General features: G+C 64.5%; 15 protein-coding genes and 1 tRNA gene. 14 read left to right on the top strand and 2 right to left on the bottom strand.

Annotated elements, in window-relative coordinates; genetic code table 11:
- Together ACOEQ1_RS12435 and ACOEQ1_RS12430 are read left to right on the top strand one after the other, a co-directional pair.
- The gene (locus ACOEQ1_RS12435; protein ID WP_419759570.1) at positions 1–1,101 is read left to right on the top strand and encodes a phosphotransferase; all 1,101 of its coding nucleotides are present in this window, start codon (positions 1–3) and stop codon (positions 1,099–1,101) included.
- Positions 1,098–2,438, top strand: coding sequence for an aspartate aminotransferase family protein (locus ACOEQ1_RS12430; RefSeq protein ID WP_419759569.1), 1,341 nt, complete (start codon positions 1,098–1,100; stop codon positions 2,436–2,438). Before ACOEQ1_RS12435 ends, ACOEQ1_RS12430 begins: the two co-directional genes overlap by 4 nt.
- Here the strand turns inward: ACOEQ1_RS12430 and ACOEQ1_RS12425 are convergent, their stop codons facing one another.
- Complete coding sequence (locus tag ACOEQ1_RS12425; RefSeq protein WP_419759568.1) at positions 2,439–4,298, bottom strand: sigma-54-dependent Fis family transcriptional regulator; 1,860 nt, start codon at positions 4,296–4,298, stop codon at positions 2,439–2,441.
- Between the two features lie 284 nt (positions 4,299–4,582).
- Between ACOEQ1_RS12425 and ACOEQ1_RS12420 the strand changes: the two genes are divergently transcribed.
- The 12 genes from ACOEQ1_RS12420 to ACOEQ1_RS12365 all read left to right on the top strand — a co-directional run bounded on the left by ACOEQ1_RS12420 (position 4,583) and on the right by ACOEQ1_RS12365 (position 17,484).
- Positions 4,583–5,626, top strand: a complete 1,044-nt coding sequence (locus ACOEQ1_RS12420; protein ID WP_419759567.1) for an NAD(P)-dependent alcohol dehydrogenase — start codon at positions 4,583–4,585, stop codon at positions 5,624–5,626.
- Positions 5,623–6,735, top strand: coding sequence for a WD40 repeat domain-containing protein (locus tag ACOEQ1_RS12415; RefSeq protein ID WP_419759566.1), 1,113 nt, complete (start codon positions 5,623–5,625; stop codon positions 6,733–6,735). Before ACOEQ1_RS12420 ends, ACOEQ1_RS12415 begins: the two co-directional genes overlap by 4 nt.
- A complete protein-coding gene (locus ACOEQ1_RS12410) occupies positions 6,732–6,917 on the top strand; it encodes a hypothetical protein (RefSeq protein ID WP_419759565.1) in 186 nt (61 codons plus the stop codon). The genes ACOEQ1_RS12415 and ACOEQ1_RS12410 overlap by 4 nt, the downstream gene beginning before the upstream one ends.
- Before the next feature lie 251 nt (positions 6,918–7,168).
- Positions 7,169–8,839, top strand: a complete 1,671-nt coding sequence (locus ACOEQ1_RS12405) for an aromatic/alkene/methane monooxygenase hydroxylase/oxygenase subunit alpha (RefSeq protein ID WP_419759564.1) — start codon at positions 7,169–7,171, stop codon at positions 8,837–8,839.
- 65 nt (positions 8,840–8,904) lie between these two features.
- The gene (locus tag ACOEQ1_RS12400) at positions 8,905–9,960 is read left to right on the top strand and encodes an NADH:ubiquinone reductase (Na(+)-transporting) subunit F (RefSeq protein WP_419759563.1); all 1,056 of its coding nucleotides are present in this window, start codon (positions 8,905–8,907) and stop codon (positions 9,958–9,960) included.
- An 85-nt stretch (positions 9,961–10,045) separates the two neighbouring features.
- Positions 10,046–11,131: an aromatic/alkene monooxygenase hydroxylase subunit beta gene (locus tag ACOEQ1_RS12395; RefSeq protein ID WP_419759562.1), complete on the top strand. Its 1,086-nt coding sequence runs from the start codon at positions 10,046–10,048 to the stop codon at positions 11,129–11,131.
- Positions 11,132–11,164: 33 nt separating this feature from the next.
- Positions 11,165–11,521, top strand: a complete 357-nt coding sequence (locus ACOEQ1_RS12390) for an MmoB/DmpM family protein (protein ID WP_419759561.1) — start codon at positions 11,165–11,167, stop codon at positions 11,519–11,521.
- 53 nt (positions 11,522–11,574) lie between these two features.
- Positions 11,575–12,594 (top strand): amidohydrolase family protein, encoded by a 1,020-nt coding sequence (locus tag ACOEQ1_RS12385; protein WP_419759560.1) that lies wholly within the window; start codon positions 11,575–11,577, stop codon positions 12,592–12,594.
- On the top strand, positions 12,591–13,379 hold the full coding sequence (locus ACOEQ1_RS12380) for a metal-sulfur cluster assembly factor (protein WP_419759559.1): 789 nt from the start codon (positions 12,591–12,593) through the stop codon (positions 13,377–13,379). The genes ACOEQ1_RS12385 and ACOEQ1_RS12380 overlap by 4 nt, the downstream gene beginning before the upstream one ends.
- A gap of 78 nt (positions 13,380–13,457) precedes the next feature.
- The gene (locus tag ACOEQ1_RS12375; protein WP_419759558.1) at positions 13,458–15,095 is read left to right on the top strand and encodes a molecular chaperone GroEL; all 1,638 of its coding nucleotides are present in this window, start codon (positions 13,458–13,460) and stop codon (positions 15,093–15,095) included.
- 258 nt (positions 15,096–15,353) lie between these two features.
- Positions 15,354–17,264: a sigma-54-dependent Fis family transcriptional regulator gene (locus tag ACOEQ1_RS12370; protein WP_419759557.1), complete on the top strand. Its 1,911-nt coding sequence runs from the start codon at positions 15,354–15,356 to the stop codon at positions 17,262–17,264.
- Positions 17,265–17,408: 144 nt separating this feature from the next.
- Positions 17,409–17,484 (top strand) — tRNA-Phe (locus ACOEQ1_RS12365).
- A gap of 186 nt (positions 17,485–17,670) precedes the next feature.
- Here the strand turns inward: ACOEQ1_RS12365 and ACOEQ1_RS12360 are convergent.
- Positions 17,671–17,880, bottom strand: coding sequence for a hypothetical protein (locus ACOEQ1_RS12360; RefSeq protein ID WP_419759556.1), 210 nt, complete (start codon positions 17,878–17,880; stop codon positions 17,671–17,673).
- Positions 17,881–17,960 lie beyond the last annotated feature (80 nt).

Below are 17,960 nucleotides of genomic sequence, written 5' to 3'. Positions count from 1 at the left end.
ATGAGAACCGGCACCTTGATCGGCACCGCGGCCGCCGTGCTCGAGAGCCCGGTGCCGGAGGTGTCGGAAGCCGAGGCCGAGGCAATATTCCGAGACACCTATGGCCGGGATGGTGCGGCGGACGTGCTCGTAAGTGAGCGCGACCGCAACTTCCACATGCGTCAGCCGGATGGCGGCGCTTTCATGCTGAAGATCACCAACCCCGCCGAGGACCCGGCGGTGACCGAGTTCCAGACCGCCGCGCTCCGTCATGTGGAGATCAGCGACCCGGACCTGCCCGTGCCGCGGCTGGTGCCGGCACTCTCGGGAGACCTTATCGCTTGGTATAGCGGCAAGGGCCAAGCAGGAAAGGCCCGGCATCCACATGCCGTGCGCCTGTTCACCTGGCTCGACGGCACGCTCCTCGGCGGCCGGGTTCTGGCGCCGGCCGGGTTGCGCGATGTGGGGAGAACCCTCGCCCGGCTGGCGCAGGCGCTCGCGGGCTTTTCTCATCCCGCCGACCGCCACCCGCTGCTTTGGGACATGCAGCATGCCGTGGCGTTGCGCCCGCTGCTGAGCATGATCCCGGACGATACCGCCCGCGGCTGGGTGGCCCGTCTGATCGACCGGTTCGAGGCGCGGGTGCTCCCCGTGCTGTCCAGCCTACCGAGCGGCGTGATCCACAACGACGTGACCGGCAGCAATTTGCTCATGGGTGCTGGCAACGACCAGAGCGTGGCGGGCGTGCTCGACTTCGGCGACATGGTGCGCGCGCCGCTGGTGCAGGAGCTGGGGGTAACCGGCTCCTACCACCTGAACATCGGCGAGGGCTCCGACCTCTTTGCGCCTCTGTCCGCCCTGCTGACCGGGTATGAGGCGGTGCGGCCGCTGACGGAACCGGAAGCCATGGTGCTCTTCGACCTCATAGCGACGCGGCTTGCGTTGCGCGGCCTCATCCCGGCATGGCGGGCTGCGCTGTATCCGGAGAATAGCGAGTATCTCATGCGTAATGCCGGCCGTGCCTGGCAGGTGATGGGGCGCGTGGCAGAGATGGACCCCGACCGGGGGCAGGGGCTGCTCCTGAAACTCTGGAACGGGGCACGCGACGAGGTGACGGCATGAACGAGCATGCGGGCGGACCGCCGATGATCAACGCCTTCGACGTGGCGAAGCTGGGGCTCCTGCCTGAAGCGACGCAGGCGCTCATCCGCCGCCGCCAGCGCGTCATGGGCGCTTCCTACCGGCTGTTCTACGAGGAGCCCGTTCATCTGGATCGGGCGGAAGGGGTCTGGCTTTTCGACCTCGAGGGCACGCGCTACCTCGATGTGTACAATAACGTTCCCTGCGTCGGGCACTGTCATCCCCGCGTGGTGGCTGCGGTGCGGGAGCAGGTCGGGCGGCTCAACACCCACACCCGCTACCTCACCGATCTGGTGGTGGATTATGCCGAGAGGCTGGTGGCGACCTTTTCAGCCGGCCTGTCCCAGGTGATGCTGACCTGCACCGGCAGCGAGGCGATCGACCTCGCGCTGCGCATTGCACGTTTGACCACGGGCGGCCTCGGGGTGATCGTGACAGGGAACGCCTATCACGGCGTTACTGCCGCCGCCGCTGAGGCTTCGCCCTCGCTCGGCGCCGGCGTGCCCCTCGGTCCGTATGTGCGGACAGTGCGGGCGCCCGACAGCTACCGGGACAACCCCGCCACCATGGGCGAGGAGTTCGCGGCGCGCGTGCAGGCGGAAATCGCCGACTTCCGGCGTCATGGCGTGGCTCCGGCGGCCCTGTTGTTCGACACTGTCTTCTCCAGCGACGGGCTCTGCACCCATCCTCCGGGGTTCATCCTGCCGGCGGTCGCGGCGATCCGCGCGGCGGGTGGCTTGTTCATCGCGGATGAGGTGCAGCCTGGCTTCGCCCGGACCGGCTCGGCGATGTGGGGGTTCCAGCGGCACCGTGCCGAACCGGATCTGGTGGTGCTCGGCAAGCCGATGGGGAACGGCATGCCCGTCGCCGGTGTTGTCGGCCGCCCTGCGCTGTTCGATGAATTCGCAACCCGCACGCGGTATTTCAACACCTTCGGCGGCAACCCGGTGAGCTGTGCCGCCGCTATGGCAGTGCTGGACGTGCTGCGGGATGAAGCGTTGATGCAGAACGCGGCGACTGTCGGCGCCTACCTGCGCGCCGGGCTGATCGACCTCGCGCGGCGTTTCGAGCAGATCGGCGACGTGCGCGGCGACGGGCTGTTCATCGCGCTGGAGTTCGTGCGTGACCGTGCGAGCCAGACGCCCGATGGTAGGCTCGCGAGCAGCGTCGTCAACGCGATGCGCCGCCGCCACGTGCTGATCAGCGCCTCGGGGATTCACGGCAACAGCCTGAAGATCCGTCCGCCTCTGCCCTTCGCCATTGAGCATGCGGACCTCGTTCTGGACGCGCTGGCGGCGAGTTTGGAAGAGGTAATCTAGCTAAACGTTTTTCTGCCGGGCGAGCGCACGATAGACCGTGTTGCGCGAGACGCCGAGCCGGCGCGCAGCGGCACTCAGGTTGCCGCCTAGGTCCCTGTGCACGGTCACGATGCGCTCGGTCGTCTGGTCTTTCAGCCGCGGGGAGGCGGGCATCCCGGCAGCGCCGATGCAGGCGGCGACGCTCGCGAGGCGGAGCACGCCTCCCTCCTGAGTAAGCGTGAGGCGTGTCAGGAGGTTGCGCAACTCGCGGATGTTGCCAGGCCAGGCCTGGGTCTCCAGGAAAGCGAGCGCCGCATCCTCGATCTCTGTATCCGGGCTGACTGTCCGCAGGAGATGCTTCACGATCGGCCTGAAGTCCACACGCTCGCGCAGCGGCGGCAGGATCGCCTCGATGGTGTCGAGCCGATAGTAGAGATCGGCGCGGAAGCGCCCGCGAGCCACATGATCCGCCAGATCGACGTTGGTGGCGGCGATGAGCAGCACATCCACCGGGCGCGTGGCGCCGCCGCCGACCGGGCGCACCGTCCAATCATCCAGCAGGCGCAGCAGAACCGTCTGCAGCGACAGCGGCATGTCTCCGATCTCGTCGAGAAACAGCGTGCCGCGGTCGGCCTGCGCCACCAGCCCCACGGCGCCGCCGCGACGCGATCCGGTGAACGCGCCTTCGGCATGACCGAACAACTCGGCCTCGATGAGGCTCTCCGGGAGTGCGCCGCAGTTTATCGGCACGAACGTGCCGCCGCGGCCGCTCGCGGCGTGCGCGTGGCGCGCCAGTTGTTCCTTGCCGGTGCCGGTCTCCCCACGGATGAGGATCGGAAGACGGCGACGGGCCGCCGCTTCGACATCGCGCATGGCCTTCATCACCGATGGGTCCAGAGCGACGAAAGAAGGCACAGGTGTCCCGGGGGATGACCGGGCGACAAGTGCTGGGATCGGCAACACTGTAGTCATGGGCTGCAATGTTTCGATGCTGGCGACAAAGACGCTGCCCGCGCGATCCTGCAGCCGGACCCGCTGGTCCCGCTTTCCGGTATCGATGAACTCGCCGAAGCTCGTGCGAAAGATGTCGCGAAACCTGCGGCCAGCCTGCGTGGGAAGTCCCTGCAGAAACAGCCGTGCCCGGAGATTCATGTTCAGCACCGTGCCCGACGCATCGATCGCCATGAGGCCTGCGCTCAAGGTATGCAGATATTCGGCACGATTGTGAAACGCCAGCAGAATTGCGCCCCGATGATGCTCGCGAAACAAGCCGTTTTCGATCTGGGTCGCTGCCATCGACACCAGCGCCCGCGTATGCTGCTGCCGCGAACTGCAATCCGACGATGCGTCGAGCACGCCGGCGACCGTGCCATCCGGCCCGAAAACCGGCGCGGCGGTGCAGGTAAGCTTGCCATACCGGCTGAAGAAATGTTCACCGCCGTGCACGGTGATCGCGCGCTGCGAGGCCGCTGCGCTGCCGAGTGCGTTGGTGCCGCAGCCGAGTTCAGACCATAATCCGCCGGGCTGGATGTTCGTCGTCCGCGCCATCGGGTTGAAGGTGCGATCGGAAATCGTATCGAGGATCAATCCGTTCGTCAGTGCAAACGCAATCATGAAGTTGCTGCCGGAGATCTGGTCATACAGCGTCTCCATCTCCGCCAGGACGAGGGGTCGCAACACCCCCGCGGCATCGCGTGCATGGCGGAGTTCGGCATCGTCGAGCTGGTCGATCTGCGGCGGCTGGCTGGGATCGAGCCCATGCTCCAGACATCGGGTCCAGCTCGCGGCAATTTCCGGACTGAGCAAGTCGGCCGGCGTCATGAGGCGTCTTTCGAGAACCGTCCGGGCGCGGCCGAGACGTTCCTCTGCCGATATCAACATTGCTTTTCCCTCGGCTCGCCTTGTTCCCGGCAGCTCGCGCTTCACCGGCGCATTGAACAGCCCTCGCCGCCGTCACGTCAAGTATCTGCCGGGACCGGATGATGCTCATTGTTCCTAAACGGAACAGTGTGCCCAGCGCAGTGTTCCCCATTGAACAGAAGAGTTCGGACACGGAAAGGGCAACTGCTTGATTTAACGAGGGCGGCGTGATTGGCACGGCGAATGCAACAGCATGCGTGGAACACTCGCCCAAAGAGGCAGAGCAAAATGGAGGATGCGTCGCCATGAAGGCAGCCGTGTTGCACGCCTACGATGAGAGCCTGTCATCCGACACGTTTGTGCATTACGAGGACGTTCCTGATCCGAAGATCGAACGTCCGACGGATGTCATCGTGCGCATCGGCGGCGCCGGTGTTTGCAGGACCGACCTGCATGTCGTGGAAGGGATCTGGCGCAGCAAGGTCGACGTTGTGCTGCCTTACATCATGGGTCACGAAAACGCCGGCTGGGTCGAGGAAGTCGGCCCCGGTGTCGAGAGCTTCAAGGTCGGCGACGCTGTCATCTGCCATCCGCTGGTAACGAGCGGGCACTGCCTCGCCTGCCGGCGCGGCGACGACATGCACGCGACCGACAGCAAGTTTCCCGGCATCAACACCAATGGCGGCTACGCCCAATATCTGCTGACCGGCGAGCGCTCGCTGATCAAGCTACCGAAGTCGCTCGCGCCGAAAGATGTCGCACCCTACACGGATGCCGGCCTCACCGCCTATCGCGCGGCGAAAAAGGCCTCGCGCCATCTGCTGCCTGGCCAGTTCGTCACCGTCATCGGCGCCGGCGGGCTTGGCCACATCGGCATCCAGGTGCTGGCGGCCCTCTGTGCCGCCGAAATCATTGTCGTCGACCGTTCCGATACCGGCCTCGCGCTGGGAAAGGAATGCGGCGCGCATCACCAGGTTCGTGCCGATGGCGGCGAGGTCGACGGCGTGATGGCGCTGACCGGCGGCCGCGGCGCCGAAGCGGTGATCGACTTCGTCGGCGAAGGGGAGGCGGTCGCCCGCGGCCTCGCCATGACGGCGAACGGCGGGTACTATTACATCGTCGGCTATGGCGGGAAGATCGACCTGCCGACGATCGACATGATCACCGCCGAGAAGACGATCGTCGGCAACCTCGTCGGCACTTATCCTGAACTGGTCGAGTTGATGGCGTTGGCGGATCGCGGGCTTGTCCATCTGGCGACGCGCGAATACCGGCTGCGGGAGGCCAACCAGGCCCTGCACGACCTCCATCACGGCAAGATCCGGGGGCGGGCGGTACTCATCCCATGATGCGCCCCCAGCCTTTGCTGGAGGTGCTGGGCGGCCGCTGGTCGCTCGGCGTGCCGGTGGTCGCGGCGGCCTGGGATGCGGACCTCGCGGGGTTCGCCTTGGGTGACGGTTCGGTCGCGCTTGCGCGTGCCGAGTGGGATGGCGGCCCTGCCATTACCCCGCGGCGGGGCGGCGGCCTGGAACTGCGGCCCGGGCTGCCGCCGCCGCCGCTGGCGCGTCAGGCGGTGCAGGGCGACGGATGCCTCGCGCTGCGGGCCCGGCCCGGCCACGGCTTCCTCACCGGCGGCGGCAACGCGACCCTCACTCAGGTTTCGGCAGACCTCTCCGCCGAGGGATTGGCCGGCGCGTCGGACGGCCATGCGGAGCATTTCGCTATCGGCGGCGATGGCAGCCGGCACGCGACGGCGCTTGGTTCGAGCGTGACTGTTTCGGGCCAGCCCCCGGTGACATTCGCCACTCCGGCGCCGGTAGTGGCGCTGTTGTTCGACGATACGGGCGAGCGGCTTGGCGTGGCCGACGAGGCCGGCGTGACGCTATGGACCGCGGCAGAGGGCATCAACAGGCTGGAAACGCCCGGGAGGCCCTGCAGCCTCGCCTGGGGTGCCCGCAACACGCGCCTCGCCTGTGGGCTGGCCGACGGCGCTGTTGAGGTTTGGGACTTCAGCGAGCGCGGCACGATTTACTACGTGACCCTGAACGGGGCCGGTGCCAGCGGTGGCGGCGGCGCCGTGCCGTCGCTCTCCTTTGATCCGGAGGGCAGCCGCCTTGCCGCCGCCGGTGCCCGGCAGGTGCTGTGCTGGGCGCTCGATCCGCCGAGCGAGCATCCTGCCGCCTGCGGCACGACGGCTCGGGTGCCGATCACGGTGGTTGCCTGGCACCCGAACCGTGCCCTGATCGCCGCCGGAACCGCGAACGGCGCTGTCACCGTAACCGAGCCTCAAGGCCAGGACGCGCTCCATCTGCGCGACGAGGGCGGAGGCGCGGTGACCGTGCTCGCCTGGTCCGCCGACGGCAGCCGGCTCGCGATCGGCACCGCAGGTGGCGACCTTGGCGTATTGCCATTGCCGGACGCGCTGTTCCGGCCTCGCGCCCAGGAGGCGTCACCATGACGGACCCCGCACCCACGGCGGAAGACATCTCCAAGGACCGCTTCTTCGAGCGCGTGGCGTCGCTGGCGCAGGAAATGATCGAGGCGCATGGCCGCGAGTTCACGATGGGCACGCTCGTTCTTGCTGCGCGCTTCATTGCTGACGGCAAACCCATCGGACGGCCTGGAAAGCCGCAGGCGTGACGTGATTGTCCGTCCTGAATTGGGACATCTTCTCGCTGACTGTCCCATAATAAGACATGATGCGCCGCAATATAAATTATTGATTACTTTAAGTCTTGCGTATTCGTTAAAGTCATAGGATGCTGCCGAGGTTGGCACACCATTTGCTACACAGACAATCAGCTTCGTGTATTTGTCCGACTACTTGTAATTCGCACAAATGTCGAGGCTAAGGCCAAAGAAACATAACGAACAAACGAAGGAGACTCCTGATGCCTGAGGGCCTCTCGTTAACCAAAATCACCGCTCAGAAAGGAATTAGCATCGGCGAAGCCGCTCGCCGTGTCGCCGACCTCGGCTGGACGCCGAGTTACGTTCAGGAAGCGATGACCTTCCCGACCGACTACAAGATCAAGAAGGCACCGCGCGACCCGATGAAGCAGGTGCTGCGGTCCTACTTCCCGATGCAGGAAGAGAAAGACAACCGAGTTTACGGCGCGCTCGACGCCGCACTCCGCGGCGACATGTTCCGCAACGTCCAGCCCCGCTGGGTCGAGTGGATGAAGCTCTTCCTGGCGATCATTCCGTTCCCCGAGATTTCTGCTGCACGCTCGATGGCGATGGTCGCGCGGCTGGCTCCGGGCGAGGAGCTTCGCACGGGCTTCACGATGCAGATGGTCGACGAGTTCCGGCACTCGACGATCCAGATGAATCTGAAGAAGTGGTATATGGAGAACTATATCGACCCGGCCGGGTTCGATATCACGGAAGCGGCCTTCGGCCGTTGCTACGCGACCACGATCGGCCGCCAATTCGCCGAGGGCTTCGTCACCGGCGATGCCATCACATCGGCCAATATCTACCTGACGGTGGTCGCCGAAACAGCCTTCACCAACACGCTGTTCGTTGCCATGCCCTCCGAGGCGGCGCGCAACGGCGACTATGCCCTGCCCACGGTCTTCCTGTCGGTGCAGTCCGATGAGAGCCGGCACATCGGCAACGGCCACTCCATGCTGATGTCGCTCATCAACGATCCCGACAACCATCAGCTGATCGAGCGCGATATCCGCTACGCCTTCTGGCAGAACCACGCGATCGTGGACGCCGCCATCGGCACGCTCATCGAATACGCGACGACCGATCGCGACAAGAACAAGGAAAGCTATGCCGAGCTGTGGCATCGCTGGATCTACGAGGATTACTACCGCACCTACATGCTGCCGCTCGAGAAATACGGCATCAAGATTCACCATGATGATGTCGCGGCGGCCTGGGAACGGATGGTCAAGAAGAATTATGTGCACAAGACGGCACAGTTCTTCTCGGTCGGCTGGCCCGTCAACTTCTGGCGGATCGAGGCTCAGACCGAAAAGGACTTCGAGTGGTTCGAGCACAAGTATCCCGGCTGGTATGCCGAGTTCGGCGATTACTGGAAGTGGTACGAGAAGCTCTCGAAGCCCGGCGAGACCGTCATGACCTTCAACACCGAGACGGGATACGTCTACCCGCATCGTTGCTGGAGCTGCATGGTGCCTTGCCTCATTCGTGAGGACATCGTCTGCGACGAGGTCGACGGCAAGATCTACACCTACTGTTCCGAACTCTGCCACTGGACGCACAAGACCGCGTTCTCGGCCGAGTACGAGGGCCGTCCGACGCCCGCGATGGGCCGCTTCAGCGGCCGGCGCGAGTGGGAGGAATGCTACGACGGCTGGGATCTCGCCGATGCCATTCAGGATCTCGGCTTCGTTCGCAGCGACGGGAAAACCTTGGTCCCGCAGCCGCATCTGCACTTCGACGACAGCAAGATGTGGACGCTCGATCACGTTCGCGGCCACACGCTCGGCAGCCCGCTGAAGGCAATCCGGGCGATGACGCCGGAGGCCCGGGAGACGCATCTCGCGGAGTACCGGAAGGGCTTCAAGATTACGCCCATCAACTAAGCTTTCGCGCCAGGAAGGGGGCCGGCTTCGGCCGGTCCCCGACCCGCTATCGAAAAGGGTCAATCATGAACGACGTCATCTCACATCTGGTTCGTTTCGAACCGGTCGGGATCGAGATGGATGTCCGCGAGGGCGAAACGGTCCTCGATGCGGCCTTCCGCCAAGGCATCTCCGTGATGCACGGGTGCAAGGAAGGGCAATGCGCGAGCTGCAAGTCCAAGCTCATCGACGGCGATATAGAGCTGCTGAAATATTCGACTTTCGCGCTGCCGGAGTCCGAGCGCGACACCGACCACATCCTGCTTTGCCGCACGCTGGCCTTCAGCGACATCACGGTCGAACTTCTGAACTACGACGAGGACCTGCTCAGCCGGTCCATCGCGGTGAAGGAGATCCCGGCGTCGCTCACCAGCATTGTGCCGCTCACCCGGGATATACGGCTGCTGACGCTCGAGCTGGCGGCGCCGATGCGCTTCTGGGCTGGGCAGTATGTCGACGTGACAATCCCGGGTGCCGGGATCACGCGCGCCTTCTCCATGGCCAATGCGCCAGGTGATCATTCCGTTGGTGGTTCGACCACGCTTAAATTCATCATCAAGATGTACCCGCAGGGGGCGTTTTCCGCCCTGCTCGATGGCGGGCTCAGCCCCGGCGATGCAATCCTGGTCAAGGGTCCATACGGCACCTGCTTCCACCGTGAGGGGAGGCGCGGTCCGCTGCTGCTGATCGGCGGCGGCTCCGGCATGTCGCCGCTCTGGTCGATCCTGCAGGATCATGCGGCACGCGGGGATCATCGGCCCGTCCGTTTCTTCTATGGGGCGCGAACACGAGCCGATCTGTTTCATGTCGAGGAATTCGCAGCCTACACGGCACAACTGCCCAACTTCCGCTTCATCCCGGCACTGTCGCACGCCGAACCGGGCGACGACTGGACTGGCGAGACGGGTTTCATCCATGATGTTGTCGCGCGCACGCTCCGGGCGGAAGGCCTCGACGGCGAGATGGATGCGTATTCGTGCGGACCCCCGCCGATGATCGACGCCGTGCTGCCGGTATTGCAGATGGCGGGCGTCGAGCCCGAACGGATCTACTTCGACAAGTTCACCCCGGCGATACGCTAAGGAGAAAGCGCTTCTTCTGTAGAAAGAAGCAACAAACCTGAATGCGCCACAAGCGATAACAATAACCCAGAGGGATGTCATCGAGATGAGTTCAACGACGCACGAACCCGCCCATGTCAAATCCGGCGCCGCCGGCTCCGCCAAGTTCGCTGGTTGGGACAGCCGCAAGTACAACTACTTCGACCCCAAGGGGCGGCGCGCGACGCACTACGAAGACATGACGGTGGACGTGCAACCGGACCCCAAGCGGTATCTGCTGCAGGACTGGATCATATCCTTCGCGGATGGCACGCCGACCTACGACGAGAACTGGACCGCCGCGCGCAGCAGCAACTGGCACGCCTACCGCAGCGTTGACCAGGAATGGGAGCGGACCCACTATCAGCGCCAGTCGACAGTCTGCGGCATGATCCAGAGCGTCGTCGAGAACGGGCGCCGCTCGGGTGCGCCGAAGCGCTTCGATCCGGCCTGGGTGCGCGTTCTGCAGGACCATGTCGGCGCGTTCAAGCATGCCGAGTTCGGCCTGGGCACCGCGACGATGCAGGCCCAGCGATACGGCTACACGCAGATGATCAACAACGCGATCCTCACCAACTCCTCCTACAAGCTTCGCTTCGCCCAGGATCTCACGCTCTACCTCGGCGAGATCGGGCTCGACATCGACGGCTTCGATGAGCACGCCGGCAAGAAGCATTGGCTGGAAGACCCTCTCTGGCAGGCGACGCGGGAGGCGATCGAGACCATCAGTGGCGCCACCGACTTCCTGGAGCAATATTTCGCGGTCAACCTTGTGTTCGAGCCCCTCGTAGGTGAGCTGTTCCGCAGCGGGTTCGTCATGCAGTCCGCCGCGGCGCAGAACGACTTCATCACGCCATCCGTCGTCTCGGCGGCGGAAAGTGACTATGAGCGCAACCTCGCCAACTCTGTTGAACTCTTTCGCATGCTGATGCTGGATGAGCAGCATGCCGACCACAACCGCGGCATATTCGCCGGTTGGCTTGGCAAGCATGGCCGCCTCGCCATGGCGGCGGCTCATCAGCTTCAGCCGATCTGGTCGCAGCCGCGCGTCAAGGTTGCGAGTTTCGTCGAGGCTCTGGATCTTGCCAAGAATCGCCTGCGCGCCATCGGCGCCGAGACGAACATCGACGTGCGGTCGATCGTCGACGCCTGAGACTGACCTCAACACGCTGACAAGGAAAACCCGATGTCCCAGTCTCACACCGACAACATCTTCAAGTCCATGAAGGATATGCGTTTCGAGCAGACGATCTCGGTCGAATGTGGCGTGACCATGAATGACAGCGTCGAGGCGCGCGTCATCGCGGAAGTCATGGGCGAGAAGCCTGGCGTGACCGTGACCTACATGCCGGCCATGATCCGTATCGACGGCCACGGCAAGATGATCTTCAAGATGGACGAGATCACTGAGCGCCTCGGACGGGAAATGACACCATACATTTTCGAGATCTCGACATCGACTCATTATGGTCGCATGGTGATGGTGGATGACAACACCGTCGTGCTGTTTGGCAACATGGATGACGTAAAAGACTTCATCTGACGCAGCAACGACAAGAGAGCGTAGTTGCGGGACAAGAAATTGCGGGAGCGAACATGTATAAAACCAAAGACGGCGAAGAAATCTTCATCATCGATGGCCATGTCCATCTGTGGGACGCGAGCCCTGCGAACCAGCGGAACAAGCATGGTGAAGAGTTCATCAACTGCTTCTATGGCTACCACACAGCCCTGAGCCCGAAAGAGGAGCTTTGGCCGCGGGCAAAATTTGAGAAATACGGCGCGGAGACGATGTACGAGGACCTGTTCGTCAAAGGCTACGACGACATGGCGATCTTTCAGCCGACCTACCTCAAGGACTTCTACAAGAACGGCTTCAACACGCTGGAGCAGAACGCAAGCCTCGGCGTCCGCTACCCCGACCGCTTCATCATCAACGGTGCGTTCGACCCGCGGGATGGCGAGGCCGGCATGGATCAGCTGGAGGAGGATGTCGCCAAGTACAAGCTGAAGGGCGTCAAGCTTTACACCGCGGAGTGGAAGGGCGACAGCAAGGGCTACAAGCTGTCGGACGATCACGCGAAGCGGTTCCTGGAGCACGCTGAGAAGCTCGGCATCAAGAACATTCACGTGCACAAGGGGCCGACCATTCTCCCGCTCAATCGGGACGCCTTCGACGTGGCCGATATCGATGATGCAGCGACCTCGTTCCCCAACCTGAACTTCATCGTCGAGCATTGCGGCCTGCCGCGCCTCGACGACTTCTGCTGGATCGCGGTGCAGGAGCCGAACGTCTATGGCGGGCTGGCGGTTGCCTTGCCGTTCATCCACAGCCGCCCGGGGTACTTCGCCCATATCATGTCCGAGTTGCTGTTCTGGCTTGGCGAGGACCGGCTTCTGTTCGGGAGCGACTACGGCATCTGGACGCCAAAATGGCTCGTGGATCAGTTCATGGCGTTCGAGCTGCCGGAGGATGTCAGGCGCGAAACCGGCGTTGATCTGTCGCTGCAGGCAAAGAAGAAAATCCTCGGCCTCAACGCGGCGAAGCTCTACAACATCGACATAGAGTCGATGAAGCTGGCGCATTCCATTTCTCAAAGTGTGGCGGCGGAGTGAGCGACAAAGCTTCGACCGCCCCGGCGGACCGGGTCAGCGAGGTGCTGGCCCGGCTCGAGACGGTCAACGATCCGGAACTCGATGAATCGGTGGTGGAGCTGGACTTCGTCACCGGCGTCGCGGTGGAGAGTGACGGTGCGGTCAACCTGTCGTTCCGGCTGCCCACTTATTGGTGCGCCGCGAACTTCGCATACATCATGGCCGAGGACATGCGCGCCGCAGTCTCGGTCCTTCCGTGGGTGACGAGCGTCAATGTCACGCTTGGCGAGCACATGTATTCCGAGACAATCAATCGCGGGATGGCGGAGACGCAGTCTTTTCAGTCTGCATTCGGCGATGAGGCAAACGGGAACCTTGCCCAGGTGCGGCGAACGTTCCTCGTGAAGGCGTTTCAGCGGCGGCAGGTGGCGCTCGCGGATCATCTCCTCGCCACTCGCTATGCGCCGGAAGCCCTTGCCTACCTCACGATTGGAGCACTGCGATCCCTAACGAACACGCCTGAGGGCCAGCGTCTGGTGGAGCGGTATCTCGACCGCCGGGCCGTCGTGGGGAATGCGGACGATGAGGCTCCCGCTTTCGTCGATGAGCACGGAGCCCCGGTGGCGCCCGAGGGGTTTCGTACGCATCTCCGCGCCTTGCGTCGTGTTGCGGTGAATGTGGAGTTCAACGGCGCGCTCTGCCGGGGACTGCTTGCAGCGCGTTTCAACGAAACACGCAGCGATGACGAGCGGACGTTGCTGGATTTTATCCGTGCAGTTCCGGCCGAGAAGCGCGCGGCGCATTGAGAAAAGTTTTTCAGTTCTTTTTCTCAAAAAAGAACGGGCTCGCTTTCTCCTAAACCGCGCAATCCCGGAGGATAAGCCATGGCCAAGATGATGCTTCATGATGATGAGGCGCGGGCGGCGCTCGGGCGCGGCGTTTCCAAGATGGCGCGGGCGGTTCGCGGCACTTTGGGGCCGAAAGGGATGAACGCCATCATCGACCGGCCTGTCGGCACGCCTATAATTTCGCGGGACGGTGTCAGCATCGCTCAGGAGATCGAGCTTGCCTGTCCGTTCGAGAACATGGGCGCGCAGGTGTTGCGCGAGGTGTCCAAGCAGACAAACGACATCGCCGGTGACGGCACAACCACGGCGACCGTGCTCGCGGATGCGATGGTGCAGCAGGGCCTGGATCACCTGGCGAAGGGCGCCAACCCGGTCGATCTCGTCGCCGGACTCGAGATCGCGGTGACCGACGTTCTGGCGGCTCTGCGCGCGAGTGCTCATCCACTGCGCAACGCGGCGGAGACGGTGGCGGTGGCGACCATCGCCGCCAACGACCCGGTCACGGGCGCGATGGTGGCCGAGGCGATCGAACGCGTGGGGCCGGAGGGCCTCGTGACGGTCGAGTTCGGTTCCACGGTCGAGACGCAGCTGGAGGTTGTCGACGGCATGTCCTTCGACCGCGGCTATCTGTCGCACCACATGGTGACGGACATCGAGCGGATGCAGGTCGTGCTGGACGATCCCCTCATCCTGATGACGGACCTCAAGCTGCAGGGGCCGGAGGATGCGGCGTCGATCGAGGCATTGCTCAAGGGGAGCAACCGCCCGCTGCTCATCATGGCGGAGGAGGTCGCGCCGAACTGCCTCGTGCGCCTGTTGGGGAGGCGCGAGCGCGGCCAGCCTCTCATCGCGGCGATCCACCCGCCAGAATACGGGCACTGGCGTAAGGCCATGCTGGAGGATATCGCGATCGTCACCGGCGGCCGGGTGATCGCGCGTGAACTCGGCGGCCGGCTCGAGGATGTGAGCCAGCGCGATCTCGGCTCCGCCCGTCAGGTGCGGATCACGGCGAACCAGACCATCATCAGCAAAGGCGCGGGCGAGCCGGCGACGGTGACGGCGCGCCGGGCTCAGGTCGCGCGGCAATATGACGCGGCGCCGCAGAATATCGAGCGCGACAAGCTGCAGGAGCGGCTTGCCAAGCTGTCGGGCGGATCGGCGACGGTGTTCGCCGGCGGCGCGACGCCGGCCGAGCAGAAGCGCCGGGCGCAGATGATCGAGGATGCGATCAACGCGACGCGCGCGGCGGTGGAGGAGGGTGTGGTCGCCGGCGGTGGCACCGCGCTGATGCAGATCGCGCCCGATCTCGCCGCGACCGTGGAACGGCTGGAGGGCGGCCACCGGCTGGGCGCCACCCTGCTGCAGTCCGCCCTGGCGCAACCCCTGTCCTGCATCGTCCGCAACTGCGGCCGCGATCCCGCGCCTATCCTTGCCGAGGTCGCGCAGAGCGAGCGTGGCGTCGGATTCAATGCGCTGACGGGCAAGATCGTCAATCTGATGGAGGCCGGGATCGTCGATCCGGTGAAAGTCAGCATGACGGCGATCCGCAACGCAGCCTCGATCGCGGCGCTCATCCTGACGACGCAGACGCTCATCGCGCAGATGCCCGAAGGTGCGGACCCGACGGCAGGCCCGGCGCTTGGCGGGGGCGCGGAGCGGCTGGGGCGCGCCTAGAAGGCAGGCAGTTTTTTTGCGAAAAAGAACCGAAAATATTTCGCGAATAGGCTTAGCATCGGGAAGGACGTGTCGCGACGGAAGAAGACGCCTTGAAGGCGCCCCCCGTTCTGAGACCGGACGGATGATAGGGAACAAACTGCCATGCCAGACCGGAGGTCTGAGCTCGGGCCTCGAACCGCAGAGCATGTGTTGGCAGCGGGGGTCCGCGCCGGGCGGTCGTTTCAGATCATACAGCCCGCGGACAGTTCTCGGACCATGCGCGCATGGGAGCGGTTTCTAAGCGGCGACGCGTCGGCCATGGTGCCAGGCGCCAATACCGTCGTCGCCTCCTGGCTGCGCAGCCACGAACTCGGCATCAACCCATCCGGACGCGCGGCGCCGCTTGCCGCCAGGGGCGACGCGATGGAGGCGCTGCGGGTGCGGCACGCGGAACTGCTCGAGGCCGCCTCGGATGTATTCAGCCGCTCGGCCGAACTGCTGGTGGGCTCGCGCTCGCTCATGCTGCTGACAAATCCTGACGGGATCGTGCTGGACACCATCGGCGACCATCAGACGCTCGACGACGGGCAGGACATCCACCTCATGCCTGGTGGCGACTGGCGCGAGCACACGGTCGGCACCAATGGCATCGGCACGGCGCTGGCGACGGCACGGCCCGCCCAGGTGCATGCGGCGGAGCATTTCTGCGAGGGCATCAAGGCCTGGACCTGCGCCGCCGCGCCGATCTTCGAACCGGGCACCGGGCGCGTTCTTGGCGTCGTCGATATCTCCGGACCGCCCTCGACCTATCAGCGCAACAACCTCAGCCTGGCGGTGTCGACGGCCCGGCAGATCGAGATGGTGCTGAGCCACCGCATGAACGTGGAGCGGATGCAGTTGTTGGAGGCTTGTCTCGCGCATGCCTCGGGGGCTGATCGAAGTGGGCTCGTTGTGCTGGACCGGCATGGGCGGCTTGTCCATAGCAGCGGGCGTGCGCCGGTCCTGGTGGCGCTGGGTCATCGCCTGCCGGGGCTCGCGGAGGGGGCCCCTATCCACGACTGGCCGGCGCAGTTGCCCCAACCGTTGCGGGCGGACTGGTTCAGCGTCATCCGCAGCGAGGGGCGGACGATCGGCGCCGTGCTCCGCATCCCGCCTCCGCCGCAGTCGAATGCAGGACGTTCCCCGCCACTGAAGCTGCAGGCGGGGCCGGACCCGTTCGCCGCCATCCTCTGGCGCAGCGGCAGCATGGAGCGTGTGATCGCTCGCGCGCACCGGCTGGTCGGCAAACGGGTCCCGGTGCTGATCGAGGGTGAAACGGGCGTAGGCAAGGAGCTGTTCGCCCGCGCCCTTCACGGAGACCCCACGGATGGCCGGCCTTTCGTCGTCTTCAACTGCGGCGCCGTGGTCAAGGATCTCCTCGCCAGCGAGCTTTTTGGCCATGTCCGCGGCGCCTTTACCGGAGCGTCTGCCGGGGGCGCTGCCGGACGGTTCGAGCAGGCGCATGGCGGCACGCTCTGTCTCGACGAGATCGGCGAGATGCCGCTCGAGCTGCAGTCTTTCCTGTTGCGGGTGCTGGAGGAGGGCGCGATCTACCGCCTCGGCAGCGGACAGCCGCATCCCGTCGATGTGCGGCTGATCGCGATGACCAACCGGCGGCTTCGGGATGAGGTGGCGGCCGGCCGCTTCCGACGCGACTTGTATCACCGCCTCAGCGTGACCGGCATCGAGCCGCCTCCGCTGCGGGAGCGGGAAGGCGATGTCGAGCTTCTGGTCGATGTCTTCAACCGGCAGTTGGCGGCGCGGCACGGGGTAGAAGCGCGGCTGTTCAGCGAGCCGGTGATGGCGATGCTATGCGCCTACCGCTGGCCTGGAAATGTGCGCGAACTCCACAACACGGTGGAGAGCCTGCTGCTGATGGCCGAGGGCGAGGCGGTGACGGTCGAGGAGGTGGCGGCCCTCCTTGAAAGCCCGCCCCTGCCGGGCGGCCTACCGGCGACCGCGGGGCTACCTGTCCTTGCAGCCGAGGCTGGCTCACAGCCTTGCACGAGCCTGGAGCAGGCAGAGCGGGCGGCCATCGCAACCGCGATCGCCCAGGCCCACGGCAATCTGGCCGAGGCGGCGAGATCGCTCCGGATTTCCCGCAGCACCCTTTATCGCAAGATGGAGCGCTACGGGCTGGGCGGCTAACGGCGGTTGCCTTACCGGGCGCTCAGACCGGCGGTTTTCAGCCTCCGGTCATCCGCGCGGGACGTATGAGAGCTCGATTGCGTCCCAGCCTCTTGATCGGATGGGCGGGGTGCGCTACCCAGCCGCCTCGGCCGAGAGGCCTGCGCCCAGGTAGCTCAGTTGGTAGAGCATGCGACTGAAAATTGCAGTGTCGGTGGTTCGAATCCGCCCCTGGGCACCACTCTCCCACTTCTGGCCCTCGTTCGGTGGCCGCTGCTACGCCATCGGCCGCCCGACTGATCGACTTCGCTGAGGTGACAGCGGCCGCCCGGACGCCAACGGACCAGGGACGGCTGAGCGCCCCTCTCACGGCGAGCAGGCGGACGACTTCAGCGAGAGAGTGTCACCCGGCCGTCCTATCGGCACACTACTGCTTGGAATGCTTTTCGACATTGTAGTGCTTGCCGTAGAAGTTCTTGTGGTGCCGCTTGTGTGTCTTCACGTAAGGCTGGCCTCGGACGGACGCCTGACCCATTGAATTGACGGGAGAGCCGGTGCTCTGAGCAAGTGTCAGTTGGCTTCCGCCGGATGCGTAGGCGATGACCAAAGCCAGAGCCAAAACGATTTTTTGTTTCAAGACGACATTCCTCTAGTTTGCAACATGGCGCATCAATATGCGGCAGTTGAGGAAGACCGATCAAGTGCGGCGCTGAGCTG

The organism is Acidisoma sp. (assembly GCF_965199065.1).
Classification (GTDB): Bacteria; Pseudomonadota; Alphaproteobacteria; order Acetobacterales; family Acetobacteraceae; genus Acidisoma.
The sequence above is the reverse complement of the archived record's forward strand: the minus strand, read 5'-3'. Positions and strand labels throughout refer to the sequence as shown.